Source organism: Alteromonas sp. CI.11.F.A3 (genome assembly GCF_032925565.1).
In the GTDB taxonomy this organism is placed as follows: domain Bacteria; phylum Pseudomonadota; class Gammaproteobacteria; order Enterobacterales; family Alteromonadaceae; genus Alteromonas.
The window spans coordinates 3,787,661-3,804,070 of sequence record NZ_CP136708.1 but is presented as its reverse complement, the minus strand read 5'-3'; the positions used below and the strand labels follow the sequence as shown (position 1 = coordinate 3,804,070).

Below are 16,410 nucleotides of genomic sequence, written 5' to 3'. Positions count from 1 at the left end.
TTAACAGAAGAGTGATTAAAAGAGCAGGGATGCTAAAATAATCGCTTTTCACGTTTGCTGTGTATTATTGATATGAGTACGGAATTTTCAACCATTTCCTAATTTCATTAATAGATTGATAGCTCACACCTGTAAGCACATCAGCACAGTTTAACGCCTTTCGGCCAAAGCTGATAACAGCGCCCATAGCGATAAAAGGACATTCATGGTATCTGACAATACAACAGAGATGGTGACTGCGTTAGGTAATGCCCTTCGCCGTAAAGGCTGGACGGTTTCAAGCGCAGAATCTTGCACAGGGGGAGGAATTGCGTTCGCGTTTACCAGTATTGCTGGCAGTTCGGACTGGTTTAATCAAAGTTGGGTGACGTATTCAAACGACGCTAAAATGCGTGAATTAGCCGTAAAGCCTGAAACCTTAAATGCGCATGGTGCGGTGTCGGTGCAGACCGTAGAAGCGATGGCGGCGGGTGTTAAGCACAAAAGCGGCGCGAATGTCGTGGTAACCGTAAGCGGTATTGCAGGCCCAGGTGGTGGCAGCGAAGAAAAACCGGTGGGTACGGTTTGGTTTGGGTTTATCTGCGGCGAAAAGACTGAAGCCATTAAGCAGGTTTTTGCTGGAGACCGAGAGACTGTTCGCCTGCTTGCAATAGAATTTGCAATTACTCACCTACTGGCAATGTTAGCTGATTGATTAGATGATTATTCAAGAAGCAGCTAATAAGAACCTAATAAGCAAAATAAAATGAAAACTCCGGTTGAAACTGTATGCTTGTACAGTATAGAATGCATGCAACACTTGGTAAGGTGTCGTTAAGTAAATGTTGATGCAATAAATGCTAGCTGTATTGATGAATGATGCTGTTAGTAAAGGTTGCAAAGGCCGCTTCAACAAAGACATCACCAACTAAAGAATTTAACCGCTAATCCTAGAGGATATTGATGTGGACAGTAATAGATCTAAAGCTTTAAGTGCCGCACTTGGGCAAATTGAAAAGCAGTTCGGTAAAGGCGCTATTATGCGTTTAGGCGACAACCAAGCGATGGACATTGAGGCTATCTCTACAGGTTCACTCACCATTGATATCGCTTTGGGCATAGGCGGCTTGCCATGCGGTCGTGTGGTAGAAATTTACGGGCCTGAAGCATCGGGTAAAACGACACTTACCTTGCAGGTAATTGCAGAAGCTCAGAAGAAAGGTAAAACTTGTGCCTTCGTAGATGCTGAGCACGCGTTAGACCCAATTTATGCATCAAAACTTGGTGTTAACATTGATGAACTTTTAGTTTCTCAGCCTGATACGGGTGAACAAGCGCTTGAAATTTGTGACATGCTGGTTCGCTCTGGCGGTGTAGATGTAGTTATTGTTGATTCGGTTGCAGCCCTTACACCAAAAGCGGAAATTGAAGGCGACATGGGTGATTCACACGTTGGTTTACAAGCGCGATTAATGTCGCAAGCATTGCGTAAACTTACTGGTAACATCAAGCGTTCAAATACTTTGTGTATCTTCATTAACCAAATTCGTATGAAAATTGGTGTGATGTTCGGTAGCCCAGAAACAACAACGGGTGGTAACGCACTTAAGTTCTACTCTTCTGTTCGTTTAGATATCCGTCGTATTGGCGCAGTTAAAGAAGGCGACGAGGTAGTAGGTAACGAAACTCGCGTTAAAGTTGTGAAGAACAAAGTAGCACCACCGTTTAAGCAAGCTGAGTTTATGATTCGCTACGGTGAAGGTATCAGTAAAGAAGCTGAGCTTATCGACTTAGGTGTTAAGCAAAAATTGGTTGATAAAGCTGGTGCTTGGTACAGCTATAAAGGCGACCGTATTGGTCAGGGTAAAGCGAACGTAATGAAGTTCTTGAAAGAAAACCCAGCTATTGCCGATGAGATTGAAAAACAAATTCGCGCTGAGCTACTTTTACCTAAAACAGTGAAAGTAGAAGAAGCACCTGCTGCAGAAGATGATGCTCAGCAGTAACTCGCAACGTACTATCTGTAATAGATAGTCGCGAATCGTGTTCTTTAAAAGCCCACCAAATGGTGGGTTTTTTTGTGCTCGAAAAACATACTTCTTAACATTTTAATTCCATACTCTGCATTGAATTAAAATAAAAAAACAGTAAAGCTGTAATAAAAATAGAAAGGCAAAGACTAGTACGGTAAGCATTCGATTTAAATAATAAAAAAAGGGAAGGGATAATGATTGAAATATCTAGTCTTGCTAAACGCTTCGAGGTGGAAAACCCCAAAAAGCTAAGTGAGCAAGAAAAAAAGGATCCACGGTTAAAAGGACGCTACTTTCAATCAGTGAAAGATGTTTCGTTTTCATGCGGTCAAGGAGAAGTGCTTGGTTTACTAGGGCCTAACGGAGCAGGGAAAACCACCACGTTACGCATGCTTTCAACGGCACTAAAACCAGATGGCGGTACTGTAATAATTGATGGTGAAGATGTACTTGCCAACCCAATTATTGCACGTAAGAAAATAGGCTTTCTATCTAGTTCAACCGGCTTGTATGGCAGGCTGACGGGGCGAGAAAATATTGCTTATTTTGGCGAATTGCACGGGCTAGGTAAATCAACCATTTCTGCACGTATTGAAGAAATGGCTGATTTACTCGATATGCAAAGCTTTTTAGATAGACGTGCAGAAAATTTCTCCTCGGGTATGAAACAAAAAACAGCTATCGCCCGTGCTGTCATTCATGAACCTTCCCTAGTAGTGCTTGATGAACCCACCACTGGTTTAGATATTATGGCTACTTCTACAGTGATGGACTTTATACAACGACTTAAAGACAAAGGAACGCCGGTTATTTTTTCGACCCATCATTTAGATGAAGTTCAAATGCTTTGCGACCGCGTAACGGTGATTAATCAAGGTGAGACTGTATTTAACGATTCCCTTGCCGCTTTCAGTGCGCTATCGGGCGGACAAATGCATAAAAGTTTCTTACAAACATTAAAATTGGATACTGGGGAGGTGGGCAATGTGGTTAATCTTTAAGAAGGAATTCAAAGAGTTATTGCGCGACCGCAAAACCATTATCTTTATGATTGTATTGCCCTTGCTGCTTTTCCCATTAATTTTTGGTGTAGCCATGTTTTTCATGAATTCCGCCACTGAAAAAGCTGAAAACGTAGTATTGAAATATGCCATTGTGGGCGAGCAATATGCACCAGAGATGTCGAGGCAGTTTGCTAGCGCAAGTGACAAATTTACGGTGGTGGATATTCAAGATGAAGCCGACTACGCCAAGCTCATTAAAAATGAAACGGTAGATTTTGTTTTAGTCATCCCTGAAAGCTTCAACAGTGATGTGCTTGCTTCTGGACAGCATAAACTGCAATTGTATTTAAATGATGCTGGTTTAAATAAAGTAATGGGGCGAGTCTCTGAAATTGTTGATATTCACACCGATGAATTTCAAAAGTCAGCCTTTGCCAAACTGGGTTTAGACGAGAATCAGCAAAAGGCATTATTGGCGCCAATTGTCATTGAAAAAGAAAACATAGCGGATGATCGTGAAGTTTGGGGTGAGCGTCTGGGTGGGTTATTACCTTATTTCATTTTCATTCTATGCCTGCAAGGGGCTATGGCACCAGCATCTGACTTAGGCGCTGGTGAAAAGGAGCGTGGTACATTAGAGACATTGCTAATATCACCAATGGATCGCTACAAACTTGTGCTGGGTAAATTCTTAACCATCGGTTTAGCGGGGCTAATTACTGCGCTTATCACCGTTTCTTCTATGGCCATATGGGGCATTGTCTTATCGCAAGGAATGGCCATTGAGTTTGTGGCTGAAGTAATGGCAATGATAGGTATGATTGATTTTGTACTAATCTTCCTAATGCTAATACCGGTAGTCGCCATATTTGCCGCAGTATTATTATCAATGTCTATTTATGCACGATCGTTCAAGGAAGCTCAAAGTTACATGGGCGCCTTGGTGATGGTAGTGGTTTTTCCTGTGCTAATTGCCATGATGCCAGGTGTTAAATTAGAAGGTGGTTGGATTTGGGTGCCACTTACCAATGTTGCATTAGCGATGAAGGAGTTATTTAAAGGCACTATGGATTACTTTGCCTTGTTCGGTATATTCACATCTACCGTCGCTATTGCCGCCGCACTGATCACATTTTGTGTGTACTGGTTTAACAAAGAGAAGGTATTGTTTAGGTAACGTTTATAGTGTTTTAGCCTTATCTTGAACTTCATTGTGATTTAAGTCAGTATGGATTTTAAACAATGATGTAATTGTATTGCTGATAGGATATCAAGCTAATGTCAATTAAAAGTAAGATAGATAAGGCGCTCTTAATTCTTAAACACCCGAGCGTATTGTTAGGAAAGCAAAACTACATTCTAATTTTAAGTCATATGCGAAGTCGGTCTTCCCTGTTGTCGCATGTACTGGGTAGTCATGGTGAAGTGTGTGGGTATGGTGAACTTCATTATGACTACCCTAAAAAAAGTTCGCTTATAAAAATGCACGTTGAATTGTTAAAAGACACAGGGCAATCAACAACGAAAGGCTTTTTTTTAGACAAGTTGCTACATAACAGTTTTGTTGTTTCAAATGAGATTCTAGAAAGAAGCAATGTACATATTTTAATTTTAGTTCGCGAACCAGAAGCAACGGTAAAAAGTATTGTTAAAATGGGAGAAGTTACTGGTGACGAAGGTTACCTAGATGTCGATGCAATGCTTAAATACTATACAAACCGGCTCAGTTACCTATACCAAATAGCTCAAAAATATGAAAGCGTTCTGATAATCGACTCTGATAATATTGTTGATTCAACATCTGAAACTTTAAATCGAATTAAAAATTGGTTGGGCCTGGGCGCCGAATTAACCAGCTCTTATAAAAAATTTAAGAAGACTGGGAGTGCGGGTCATGGTGATCCTTCATTAAATATATCTGCTGGTGAAATAATAAAAACGCAAAATGACTTAGCGCTGGAGTTCGATCCTACGTTGTTGAACAAGGCTAAGGAAATTTACTCGAAAGTGACCGGACTCAAAGTCTCTTAAAAGCGTCAGTTGATTATCTTTTACTGTGCTAATCATTAGAACCTTGATAATGCTTAGCGCTGAATAAGTCTATAATCAGAAAATGAAAGTGATAAATAAGCGTTATTATTGCTTATGCTTCATAATTTATATGCTTAACCACACCTTCCCACCCTGGCGGTATTTTTCCCTGCAAAACATAGGAATATGCTAGTAGCTCGGCGATAACAAAATATAACGATTCAGGTATATCTTGCCCCAAATCTAAAGTACTAAGTACTTCGCTAAGATAGGGGTCTTCATGGATAAGAATGCCTGACTCTTCAGCCATGGCGATAATCGCTTCTGCAAGGTCGCCGTAGCCTTTTGCGACAACTTTTGGAGCTGTTTTTTTATCCCCACCATCATATTTGAGCCCAATGGCACGCTTCGCTTTCTCACTCATACTCTGGTCTCAAAAATTTGATGTGGACGCTTATTTAGTGTTTCAGGTATGTGTCCCCGCTGAAAACTCATTTTCTCAACATTCAGCCCTAAATCAGCTAATCGTCGTTCTAGAAAAGGCAAGGTATCAGCAACCCGAGTGAGTACGGTTTCGTTAGAAGTATAAAGGTCAATAGTGATGGTATCGGTGTCTATCTTAGATTTTGCGAGTAGTTGGCCCGCATCACCAATATCTAGCTTCATGGTGACATTCCATAAACGTCGATCTCCGTCTTTACCCTCTTTTTCGTGTTGTCGGTCAGGCTCTCTTTGCACTAAAAGTTCAGCCGGTGCGTAATGTTGAGACACGGAAGGTAATGCATAGAAAAAACTATCTTGCCCTTGAACCCGAGTTTCGGCTTGAGCGACTTTACTGTGTTGATGGTTTGCCAATAAAGTTTTTAAATTAGCCAGTAAATTTGTGCGACTATCAAGGTTGGCAACATCTTGCGCAACACGGCTAGAAGGGGCAGTAGCAGACGTATTGGTTATCGTTTTACTAATAATGCTATCCGGTGAATCAATTTGTGCTTTAAGAGATGGTTGTCTTGATAGTGCTCTACCCGCTAATGATAGCTGTAATAATGCCACTAAACCTTGCACAAAATTAGACGCCGCAATTGGAGACGTTAAGGTTAGCGGCGTTACCGCGATAGCGGGGGAGTTAACCAAAGCATGAATGCGCGAAGCCAATGATGCATCGGTGTTATTTTGAGTCGCTTGGGTGTTTTGTTGGGTATTTGGCGTCGAGGATTTTGCCTCTAAACCACTTTTTTCTACATCCTGTAAACTAGTTGCTTGAGTTGCTGCTTTATCACTCGAAGGGGCTGTATTTGGAGGGGGGGCTATGCCCTGTGTTGCATTTCCGCGAATGCCATTCCCCGACCCACCGAGCAAAGCGATTAGCTGAGAAATGCCTTTTCGCAAATTGGTATCAGTGCTACCTGTATTTATATCTCCGGCGGCCGTTTTCAAGCTAGCAGTATTGTCATTTGTGGAAGCGTTACTCTCTTGGCTCGAATTAGATGAGGCAGGTGTGGTAGTTGCAGCAGGTGTGTTAGTTGCATTAAATGGTTGGGGTGTTAATAGTGGTCTAGCACTGGGTAATGCGTTGCTATTTATTCCCGTAATTTGCTTAGCTATTTGACTTAATACGGCAGTGGTTTTATCGCTGCCTTCGACAGTCCCGTTAAGTATTGCCGTTAACTGTGTAAGCGCTTGTTGGGTAGAGCCTGTCTGGCTAAGTAATGCGCGAGACAATGTAATAATAGCTTTGTGAACATCAGTCCCTTGTATCGAAACACCTTTGCTACCTAACGCGGTGGTTAAATCCGGCGATGACTTAATTGATGGAGAACTCGACGCTTGATTAGCATTATCTGCTTTTGCTCGTTGAACTAAATTGTCATTACCATTTGCAGAAGTTTTCGCTGTGGCATCCGTCACAGTGGAATTATTGCCAGCCGTTTTTTCAACCCCTTTTCCAACCCCTCTTTCAACTATGGCTCCCACAGGAATAGCTGAAGCACTAAGTTTAGCGGCAAGTTGCTCTGAAGCCCTTGGAATGACAGTACCACCTTCAGGTGAAGGGTACTTCAATACTGCCTGACTTACAGCGGAATACGATGTTAGTGTATTGCCCTTAAGGCTGAGCATAGATACTTGCTGCAAAGTATTTGGTGTTTGAATGTTCGGAAGTTGCTTAGCAATTGTATCTGGCACATTAGCGTTGCCTATGTTGCCATGTCCGAAAGCGATACCTTGTGCGCGCAATGTATTGGTGATGACAGCCGAAACTTTGCTATCTGTTATCGATAAAGGGGCGGCTTGTAAAGTGGAAGCTGCTGATTGAGCACCCTGTGTGGCCAAGTTTGTATGTTTCGTTGACGTTATTGCAACTGCCAATTTACCCGTATCACCAGGCACTTGATTAAGTGACAGTGAAACCAGCTTGCCATTGTTTTTGATATCGCTACTTAATTGCGCTGCGGCGTTAGGCTTTAGTGCTACATTTAACTGCTGACCATCTGCTAGCGATAGACTCAGTTGATTATTCGTTACTTGCGTAACCGTTGCCTGCACATTAATGCGCATGTTCTGTTGTGGTGTCGGCATAGATGCCAGCATTGTCGCTAACGAAAGTGAAAGGGTTTTAAGCTGCATCGCGGTAACTTGACTGGTACTCATGCCTGTTTCAGTGCTAATAAGGACAGCTTGAGTTACTCCACCTTGACTGAAAGAGGTTAATTGAGGGCGCTGTGGCGGCAATAAATCTGCGCTTTTCAACAATGAAACCTGTGTTGCTGGTTGCCCTTGCGTTTGAATAGCAAGTATCTGTTCGGGCAATCGCGCCACGGTTACCTTCGCGGCGGTATCAAGCGCTGCAGCTTGGGATAAATTATTCATCACAGATGCTGCCGACGATTTCGACCCTGAAGTATTCTGAGTAATATTTGAAAGCAGTGCGCTTAACTGTGATGTCATAACGAGCTTATCGGCAAGATGAACGACGAGTTTAATCGGTTATATGAAGTATAGGTAATAAGTGAGACATATCACCGCGTTTGTGATTGAAGTAAATCATATTTAATCATAATTCGCGACTGCGAAAGAATCTTACTGTGATAAACTACGCCGGTTTTGAATAGTCAATAGTAAAGGAGCTTGCGTGTCCGGTTTATGTGCATCTGGACTAACTTGCATAAAACGCGATCGTGTTTTGTTTGACGATTTTTCGTTAAATCTTAATGCAGGGGAATTAGTATATTTGCGAGGGCCTAACGGTGCAGGCAAAACCAGCCTTTTGCGTATCTTTACTGGCTTGAGTTCGCCCGAACACGGTGACGTGACTTTCGACGGCGTGAATATCAGTAGTAACCCTTCATTATATTATCAAAATCTTATTTATTTAGGCCACAAAAGCGCATTAAATGGTGCTTTGTCTGCCATTGATAACTTACGCTTTTGGCTAGCGCAACACGGTATTCAAAATAGAGATCTTACCCAAGCATCTGATATCGATAGCACTATTTATCAAGTGCTTGAACGCTTAGGTTTAGTTGGCCTTGAAGATGTGCCCGTCAGGTTTTTATCTGCGGGACAACAACGCCGCGTTGCACTGAGTCGGCTTTGGCTTAAGCCGGCAGCGGTGTGGATATTAGATGAACCATTCACAGCCCTTGATACCGCTGGCGTAATATTACTTGAGCGCAAAATGAAACAACATGTGGCTGTAGGGGGCATGATTATTACTACGTCCCATCAGGCACTTTCTGATGAGGCGGGTCCATACCGCATTATTGATCTGGAGTATCGATTTTGAACCCGTTGCTGCTTGGTATATTCAAACGTGACATGCAGATTGCATTTCAACAAAAAGCTGAGTTGGTTCAGCCACTCATGTTTTTGCTAATGGTGGTTACTCTATTCCCTCTAGGCGTGAGCCCTTCACCAGAAACCTTACAACGTATTGGACCTGGGGTTATTTGGATTGCTGCGATATTGTCATCTTTGTTAGGCATGGAACGCCTCTTTCGTGATGATTTTATTGATGGTTCATTAGAGCAATACACGTTAAGTGGTATGTCATTGCCAGCCGTTGCTACGGTAAAAGTACTGGCACATTGGCTGGTGAGTTTCGTGCCCTTGCTAATATTGTCACCGTTGCTCGCGATGTTTTTAAACCTAAGCATGGATATGTTTATAGCATTAATGCTTACTTTGTTAATTGGCACACCTTTGCTGTCGCTAATTGGTGCTATTGCAGTGGGATTAACAGTAGGGTTAGCACGGGGCGGACTGCTTTTAGCATTGCTTTTAATCCCTGTATTTATTCCGTTATTGATTTTTGCCACATCTGCTGTAGATTCTGCCGCACTGCAATTACCTTATCATCCTCAACTTGCTATTATTGGCGCCATGCTGTTATTGGCTGCTGCCGCTGCGCCGTTTGCCATAGCTTATTCTTTGAAAGTGAGTCAAAACTGATGTGGAAGTGGTTACATCCTTACGCTAAAACAGAAAATGCTTACCAATTGTGCGTGACCTTGCAGCCTTGGTTGTGGGTTAGTGCGTTGTTATGCCTGGCCGTTGGTACGGTGTGGGGGCTAGCATTTGCACCACAAGATTATCAACAAGGTGATTCGTTTCGCATTATCTACATTCATGTGCCAAGCGCCATGTTGTCTATGGGCACTTACGTGGCGATGGCGATTGCAGCGTTAGTGGGAATGGTGTGGCAGTGGCGAACGGCCTACATGAGCATGATAGCGATGGCACCGGTAGGTGCAGTCATGACTTTCATTGCGTTATTTACTGGCGCAGCGTGGGGTAAACCTATGTGGGGAGCTTGGTGGGTCTGGGATGCAAGGCTGACTTCAGAACTTATCTTATTGTTTTTGTATATTGGCGTAATTGCGCTTTACGGTGCCTTTGAGGATAAACAACAAGCGGGTAAAGCCGCTGGCGTGATGGCGTTGGTAGGCGTAGTGAATATTCCTATTATTCATTATTCCGTAGAGTGGTGGAACACTTTGCATCAAGGTGCCACTATCAGCAAATTTGATCAGCCCTCGATTGCACCTGAAATGTTGTGGCCATTACTAATAAGCTTATTAGGTTTCGCATTTTTTATTGGGGCAGTCACTACCATAAGGCTACGCAGCGAAATTGTGCGCCGTGAAATGCATCGTCCTTGGGTGCAAAAGTTAGCGCAAGCAACAAGTGAGAATAGCTAATGCAGTTTGATTCTTTCTCAGCATTTTTAGACATGGGAGGCTATGCCTTCTATGTATGGTTATCTTTTGGTGTAACCTTTGGCGTAATGATACTGCTAGTGGTATTCAGTTTTCGCCAACATAAAGGGTTACTGAAATCGGTTTTAAAAGAACAACAGCGTCAGGTGCGAATTAAAGAAGCGAGAGAAAAATCACACGCTTCATCAGCACGTTAAGTTGTAGTCAGTAGTTTTTAAAGTGAGATAGTTGCATGAACCCTAGAAGAAAGCAGCGTTTGGCGGTAGTGGGTATTGTTGGGCTGTTAATTGCCAGCGCTATTGGCTTAATGCTTTATGCATTGAACGACAGTATCGATTTATTTTATACGCCAAGTGAAATTATTGAAGGTAAGCAAGGGCAAATGCCTCATGTTGGTCAACGTCTTCGTATTGGCGGCATGGTTGTGCCCGGCAGTGTGAGCCGCGACAGCAAAAGTTTAGCGGTTTCCTTTGATTTGATAGATACGGGGCCCATCGTCACGGTGACCTACACTGGCATACTGCCTGACTTGTTTCGTGAAGGCCAAGGGATTGTGGCTACCGGTGTGCTTACTTCGGCAACAGAAATTACCGCGCAAGAAGTGCTGGCTAAGCATGATGAAGAATACATGCCACCTGAGTTGGCAGAAAAAATGAAAGGTATTAAGCATGAAAAGCCTGCCAATATGCCTGTTACCGATGCCTCATCTTCTTATCAATATGACGCGACACCAAAATTTGAAGCAAATTCTAAATCCAAGCCAGAATTAGAGCCAGAGTCAAAGTTTAAACCAGGAGCCCAGTAGTCATGGTACCTGAGATTGGAAATATCGCGTTAACTCTCGCCTTAGTATTATCTATTTTGCTTGCAGTCTACCCGCTTTGGGGGGCTCACCGTGGGCACGACACGCTGATGGCTACCGCTAAGCCTTTGGCTATTGGGTTATTTGTGTTCACCCTAATTGCTTACCTGTGCTTAACCTACGCCTTTGTTACCGACGATTTCAGTGTTGAGTATGTGGCGCAGCACTCCAATAGCCAACTTCCGCTTATTTATAAAATTACTGCAGTTTGGGGCGGCCATGAAGGCTCTTTTTTGTTGTGGGTATTGATGCTGTCAATTTGGACGGTTGCAGTTGCCATCTTTAGCCGCGGTATACCGCTTACCATGGTCGCAAGGGTGTTATCGGTTCTTGGCATGGTGGGTATTGGTTTTTATTTATTTATGCTACTTACCTCTAATCCGTTTAATAGCATGCTGCCGTTTTTTCCTGTCGATGGGCGCGATTTAAACCCGCTGCTGCAAGATTTCGGCATGATCATTCACCCACCCATGTTATACATGGGGTATGTTGGCTTCTCTGTCGCTTTCGCTTTTGCTATTTCAGCGTTGATCTCAGGCCAACTCGATTCTACGTGGGCTCGTTGGTCACGACCTTGGGTTATTGCTGCGTGGGCGTTCCTTACTGTAGGTATTGCACTCGGTAGTTGGTGGGCTTACTACGAACTTGGCTGGGGTGGTTGGTGGTTCTGGGATCCTGTAGAAAATGCATCCTTTATGCCTTGGTTAGTGGGAACCGCGCTAATGCACTCTTTAGCGGTTACCGAAAAGCGAAAAGCCTTTAAGTCATGGACCGTATTGCTCGCTATTGCTGCATTCTCATTAAGCCTATTGGGCACATTTTTAGTGCGCTCGGGCGTGATAGTTTCTGTTCATTCTTTCGCAAGCGACCCTACCCGCGGGCTATTTATATTGGGTATTCTTATCGTACTGAGCGGTTTGGGCTTATTACTATATGCCATGCGTGCGTCCGCATTAAAAAGTCCAGGTCGATATCAAGCCTTTTCCCGAGAAGTGTTATTAATGGGAAATAACGTATTTTTGTGCGCCGCAACCCTAGTGGTGCTATTGGGTACTTTATTGCCTCTAGTACACAAAGAATTAGGCTTAGGCAGTATCTCAGTAGGTGCGCCATTTTTTAATCAGATGTTTACTCTGTTGATTGTTCCGTTTGTATTGTTCCTAGGCCTAGGCCCGTTAACTCGCTGGAAACATCAAACCGCAGGTGCACTTAAAAATCAGTTGTTGGTTGCCGCTGGTATTGCCATCAGTGCGGCGCTTTTAGTGAACTTCAGTTACGACACGCCTCAATATATGGGTGTGCTAGGCATGATCCTCGTGTTCTGGATTTTGGTTACCACGGTACAAGAAGTGCTTCAGCGGGTTAATGCTAACCCAAGTAATACTGGAACCTTCACAAAACTACGCAAGCTCACCCCAAGTCACTGGGGTATGGTGTTAGGTCATATCGGCTTTGCCATCAGTATTATCGGCATTACTTTAGTGTCTAACTATGAGTTAGAGCGAGATGTGAGAATGGAAGTGGGCGAAACGGTAGAGCTGGGTGGTTATGCTTTTACTTTTACCGATGTTAAGCCATTCCAAGGGCCAAACTACATCGCTGATGTAGGTGTGTTTGATGTTAACAAGGCGGATGAGTTTGTTGTACATTTAGAGCCAGAAAAGCGTATGTATACTGTTCAGCGAATGCCAATGACAGAAGCGGCAATCCACTCTACGGTATCGCGGGATTTATTTATTGCCATGGGCGAGCCTCTTGATGACGGAGCTTGGGCTGTGCGAATCTACATTAAGCCTTTTGTTGTGTGGTTATGGGCAGGTGCTGTTGTTATGGCGATTGGCGGTATTTTCTCGATTAGCGATAAACGCTACCGCATGGCCAAAGTGAAAAAAGTCTCGAAAGCTATCAATCGGATGACTGGAAAAGATAGTCACTCAGAAGTAGAGACGAAAAATGCAAGTGATGCCGGTAGTCAGGAGGTCACACAATGAAAAAGGCACCTTTAGTTGTCATTCCATTGGTTCTGTTCTCGATGCTGGTGATTTTTCTTTTCCAAGGATTGTTTTCAGACCCACGAGAGCTCGATTCACAGGTAAAAGGTAAACCCCTGCCCGAATTTGCTTTACCCGATTTAATGCAGCCAGATACAACCTATACACCAGATTCACTGAAAGGTGAGGTAACGATTGTGAATGTATGGGGGGTATGGTGTGTAACCTGCGCCGTTGAAATGCCGTATTTAACCCAGCTTAAAGATGAGCTAGGTGTGAAGTTTGTGGGCTTATATTTTGATCAAGATCTTGACCCTGACTTCGGTACAAAAACGCTCACTCGGGTGCAGCAAGAAGTGACCATTATGCTAAGGCGTTACGGAAATCCTTATGCATTCAATATTTTTGATGTATATCGCGATACGTCTTTAGATTTAGGAGTTACCGGTGCCCCAGAGCACTTCGTACTTGATGCCAACGGTGTTATTCGCATGCATCATATTGGTGACATTAATGAGCGTGTTTGGCAAAACAAAGTGGGCCCGCTTTATCAGCAGTTAGTGGCTGAGGCGAACGGTGAAACTGGAACTGATATTGATACTGATATTAAAGATACAGGGAGAGCAGGAGAATGAAGCGTTTAATCGTCCTGTTGACCCTATTTATCACTTTTTCGGTTTTTAGCGCTGAAGATAATTTTGCTTTTGATACGCCCGCGCAACGTGCTCAATTTTTAAGTTTAACCGCCGAATTACGCTGCCCTATGTGCCAGAATCAGAACATTGCCGACAGCGACGCCATGATTGCCCACGATATGCGCCGTAAGGTTTACGCATTATTAAAAGAAGGTAAGTCAGAGGCTGAAGTCATTGATTTCATGAAAGCCCGTTACGGCGACTTTGTGCACTACCAGCCACCGGTAACGATTGCCACTATGTGGTTATGGGCTGCACCTGTATTGTTTGTGATTTTCGCACTTTTATTTGTAGTGCGTCGGAAATCTTCAGCAGCGCCGCAGGATATCAAAGCCAAACTGGCTAAGGCAGATGCATTGCTTGAGCAGGAAAAAGAATGAGTTGGACCGAGTTTTATATTGTTGTTTCAGGGTTAATTACCTTAGTACTCATGCTATTGGGATTCCCCTGGCTTCGTAGAAAAAATCACGCTAAAGCTGATAGTTTAAGCAACACGCAAATTGTAAAGCAGCGACTGCAAGAGCTTAAAAGAGAAGTGAAAGAAGGCTTAATCACCGAGCACGATATGCGTGTGGCGGTAGATGAATTAAAAGTCGCGCTGGTTGATGAAAGTAGTTTTGAGTCCACGCGCACTGGCTCAGCAGGTATGCCTTTAGTTGTTGGTGGTCTAATCGCCGTCGTTGCCGGTGTGGTGGTATACGCTTCGGTAAATCAATTTAGCCAAGTACAGCGTGCATCTGACGCTATTGTGGCGTTACCGGAATTAAGCGCAAAATTAGCCAGTGGCAATGGAAGTGATTTAGGGCCTGAAGATGTAGCTAACTTGGCATTGGCTATTCGCCAGCGGCTACGAGAAGCGCCTGAAGATGATACTGGCTGGTTGTATTTGGGCCGGCTTATGTTAAGCCTAGGTCAAGAAGTGCAAGCAATCGAAGCGATAGATAAAGCGGTTGCGTTAAAGCCTGGGAATACTTCCCACCAAATTACGTTAGCGCAAGCCTTGATGACCACAGGGGATGTGAATAACCTCAATCGCGCACAAGGTGTGCTATCAAGGTTATTACAGAATACACCGGAAAATGACAATTTGGCGCTAATGATGGCAGTGGTATCTGCGCAGTTAGGCGATTTAGAAAACCTAACCCGTTATTATGGGCAAGTAAAAGATAAATTGCCCGCAGGCAACGATATTGGTCAGAGACTAGCCATGCGTGAGCAAGAGCTGCAAGCATTAGAAGGCCAAGTAGTTGTGCAAGATAGCAGCTCTATTAATGATTTGTCTGAAGAGCAAAGCTCTGTGAAAGCTCCTGAGAGTGCCCCTAATAACGCCGCTAGTGCGAAAACAGGTTTTAATATAACCGTAGATGTATCGGACCAAGCCCGTTCAGCCTTACCTCAATCCGGCTTTCTTATCGTATTTGCGCAAGACGCGAACTCAGAAAACAGAATGCCGGCAGCCGTGGTTAAGATCCCGTTACAAGATTTTCCTATCACTATTGCACTAAATACGGATAATGCAATGATGCCACAATACACGTTAGACTCATTGAGCAAAGTTACGCTTACTGCGCGTGTATCTGCCGATGGTGATGTGTCCGTATCACCCGGTGAGTGGGAAGGTAGTCAGGTTATCGAGGTGGCACCTCAAAATATGAAAGATATCAACGTAACGATAGAGAAGGAATTGTTGTGATTAAATTTTCAAAGTGGGGCTCGGTAACTGCGCTTGTGTTAGCGAGTTTGCTAGGCGGGTGTGCAACTCAGCAAGCTTCTCAACAAGTTGATCAGAATAATAACCAAGTACAAGATGCGGGCGACCCAAGGGATCCCCTAGAGCCAGTAAACCGCGTAATGTGGGACTTCAACTGGGAAGTGTTAGACGCGTACATACTGCGCCCGATCACGGTAGGTTATGTCACGGTTATGCCTCATTTTGCACGTGTTGGCCTGTTCAACGCTGCTGAAAACCTGCAAGAGCCTGCAAACTTTATGAACAATATGTTTCAAGGCAAAGTGGACGACGGTATGGATAGCCTAGCCCGCTTTGTGCTTAATTCGACCGTGGGACTATTCGGCACTATTGATGTTGCTAACCATATAGGTATAACCAAAAAAGAAGAAGAATTTGGCGAAACCATGGGTAAATGGGGCGTAGGAACGGGACCATTCTTAATGTTACCTGCACTTGGTCCAAATGATCCTCGAAGCTTTTCCGGTAACGTTGTAGACGGAATGGTATACCCAATGGCGATTATTGATGGGCAGTTTGCTATTGCACGGTATTTAGTGTCCTTATTAGAGGGGCGTGCCTCACTGATTGACCAAGAGCAACAGCTGGAGCAGTCGGTAGATGATTATGCATTTGTAAAAAATGCTTATTTCGAAAACCTTGCGTTTAAAGTTACAGACGGTAAAAGTGGTGATAAGGCGATAGAAGAAGAACAGTTAGATGACTTCGCCGAGTTCGAAGCTATGCTTGAGTATGAAGAAATGGATGTTGAAGATGACTCTTCAACAGATGGCCCTGAAGAGGACGGCCCTGAATAAGACGCCCCTCAAGGTCATTAACTCTTAGCTATTTAGCGCTTAGCTCTAGCTT

16 protein-coding genes and 1 pseudogene are annotated in these 16,410 nt (G+C 43.7%); 15 read left to right on the top strand and 2 right to left on the bottom strand.

All coding sequences use genetic code 11. The features are described 5' to 3' along the window. Positions 1-205: 205 nt before the first annotated feature. The 5 genes from R1T43_RS16400 to R1T43_RS16380 all read left to right on the top strand — a co-directional run bounded on the left by R1T43_RS16400 (position 206) and on the right by R1T43_RS16380 (position 5,047). Complete coding sequence (locus R1T43_RS16400; RefSeq protein WP_317350381.1) at positions 206-694, top strand: CinA family protein; 489 nt, start codon at positions 206-208, stop codon at positions 692-694. A 250-nt stretch (positions 695-944) separates the two neighbouring features. Continuing rightward, a complete protein-coding gene (recA, locus tag R1T43_RS16395) occupies positions 945-1,985 on the top strand; it encodes a recombinase RecA (RefSeq protein ID WP_129736818.1) in 1,041 nt (346 codons plus the stop codon). 221 nt (positions 1,986-2,206) lie between these two features. Continuing rightward, positions 2,207-3,013, top strand: a complete 807-nt coding sequence (locus R1T43_RS16390; RefSeq protein ID WP_317350380.1) for an ATP-binding cassette domain-containing protein — start codon at positions 2,207-2,209, stop codon at positions 3,011-3,013. Next, positions 2,997-4,193, top strand: a complete 1,197-nt coding sequence (locus R1T43_RS16385) for an ABC transporter permease (protein WP_317350379.1) — start codon at positions 2,997-2,999, stop codon at positions 4,191-4,193. Before R1T43_RS16390 ends, R1T43_RS16385 begins: the two co-directional genes overlap by 17 nt. A gap of 101 nt (positions 4,194-4,294) precedes the next feature. After that, positions 4,295-5,047, top strand: a complete 753-nt coding sequence (locus R1T43_RS16380) for a hypothetical protein (RefSeq protein WP_317350378.1) — start codon at positions 4,295-4,297, stop codon at positions 5,045-5,047. A gap of 112 nt (positions 5,048-5,159) precedes the next feature. On the opposite strand, the gene R1T43_RS16375 is transcribed toward R1T43_RS16380, so the two are convergent. Together R1T43_RS16375 and R1T43_RS16370 are read right to left on the bottom strand one after the other, a co-directional pair. After that, the gene (locus R1T43_RS16375; protein ID WP_317350377.1) at positions 5,160-5,471 is read right to left on the bottom strand and encodes an EscU/YscU/HrcU family type III secretion system export apparatus switch protein; all 312 of its coding nucleotides are present in this window, start codon (positions 5,469-5,471) and stop codon (positions 5,160-5,162) included. Further along, a complete protein-coding gene (locus R1T43_RS16370) occupies positions 5,468-7,993 on the bottom strand; it encodes a flagellar hook-length control protein FliK (protein ID WP_317350376.1) in 2,526 nt (841 codons plus the stop codon). Before R1T43_RS16370 ends, R1T43_RS16375 begins: the two co-directional genes overlap by 4 nt. Before the next feature lie 184 nt (positions 7,994-8,177). Here R1T43_RS16370 and ccmA point away from each other — a divergent pair, with 184 nt between their 5' ends. From ccmA to R1T43_RS16320, 10 genes and pseudogenes are all read left to right on the top strand, one after another. Next, on the top strand, positions 8,178-8,831 hold the full coding sequence (gene ccmA / locus R1T43_RS16365) for a cytochrome c biogenesis heme-transporting ATPase CcmA (RefSeq protein WP_317350375.1): 654 nt from the start codon (positions 8,178-8,180) through the stop codon (positions 8,829-8,831). Beyond that, on the top strand, positions 8,828-9,496 hold the full coding sequence (gene ccmB / locus R1T43_RS16360) for a heme exporter protein CcmB (RefSeq protein WP_013785234.1): 669 nt from the start codon (positions 8,828-8,830) through the stop codon (positions 9,494-9,496). Before ccmA ends, ccmB begins: the two co-directional genes overlap by 4 nt. After that, the gene (locus R1T43_RS16355; RefSeq protein ID WP_211069751.1) at positions 9,496-10,245 is read left to right on the top strand and encodes a heme ABC transporter permease; all 750 of its coding nucleotides are present in this window, start codon (positions 9,496-9,498) and stop codon (positions 10,243-10,245) included. Before ccmB ends, R1T43_RS16355 begins: the two co-directional genes overlap by 1 nt. Next, positions 10,245-10,460: a heme exporter protein CcmD gene (gene ccmD / locus R1T43_RS16350; RefSeq protein WP_211069750.1), complete on the top strand. Its 216-nt coding sequence runs from the start codon at positions 10,245-10,247 to the stop codon at positions 10,458-10,460. Before R1T43_RS16355 ends, ccmD begins: the two co-directional genes overlap by 1 nt. Before the next feature lie 35 nt (positions 10,461-10,495). After that, a pseudogene (gene ccmE, locus R1T43_RS16345) lies at positions 10,496-10,942 on the top strand (cytochrome c maturation protein CcmE); the annotation flags it as partial. Between the two features lie 128 nt (positions 10,943-11,070). Continuing rightward, positions 11,071-13,116, top strand: coding sequence for a heme lyase CcmF/NrfE family subunit (locus tag R1T43_RS16340; RefSeq protein WP_317350374.1), 2,046 nt, complete (start codon positions 11,071-11,073; stop codon positions 13,114-13,116). Then, positions 13,113-13,751, top strand: a complete 639-nt coding sequence (locus tag R1T43_RS16335; protein WP_317350373.1) for a redoxin family protein — start codon at positions 13,113-13,115, stop codon at positions 13,749-13,751. Before R1T43_RS16340 ends, R1T43_RS16335 begins: the two co-directional genes overlap by 4 nt. Beyond that, positions 13,748-14,191, top strand: a complete 444-nt coding sequence (locus tag R1T43_RS16330) for a cytochrome c-type biogenesis protein CcmH (protein ID WP_211069747.1) — start codon at positions 13,748-13,750, stop codon at positions 14,189-14,191. Before R1T43_RS16335 ends, R1T43_RS16330 begins: the two co-directional genes overlap by 4 nt. Further along, a complete protein-coding gene (gene ccmI, locus R1T43_RS16325; RefSeq protein ID WP_317350372.1) occupies positions 14,188-15,504 on the top strand; it encodes a c-type cytochrome biogenesis protein CcmI in 1,317 nt (438 codons plus the stop codon). Before R1T43_RS16330 ends, ccmI begins: the two co-directional genes overlap by 4 nt. Then, positions 15,504-16,358, top strand: a complete 855-nt coding sequence (locus R1T43_RS16320; protein ID WP_282145558.1) for a VacJ family lipoprotein — start codon at positions 15,504-15,506, stop codon at positions 16,356-16,358. The genes ccmI and R1T43_RS16320 overlap by 1 nt, the downstream gene beginning before the upstream one ends. Positions 16,359-16,410: the final 52 nt, after the last annotated feature.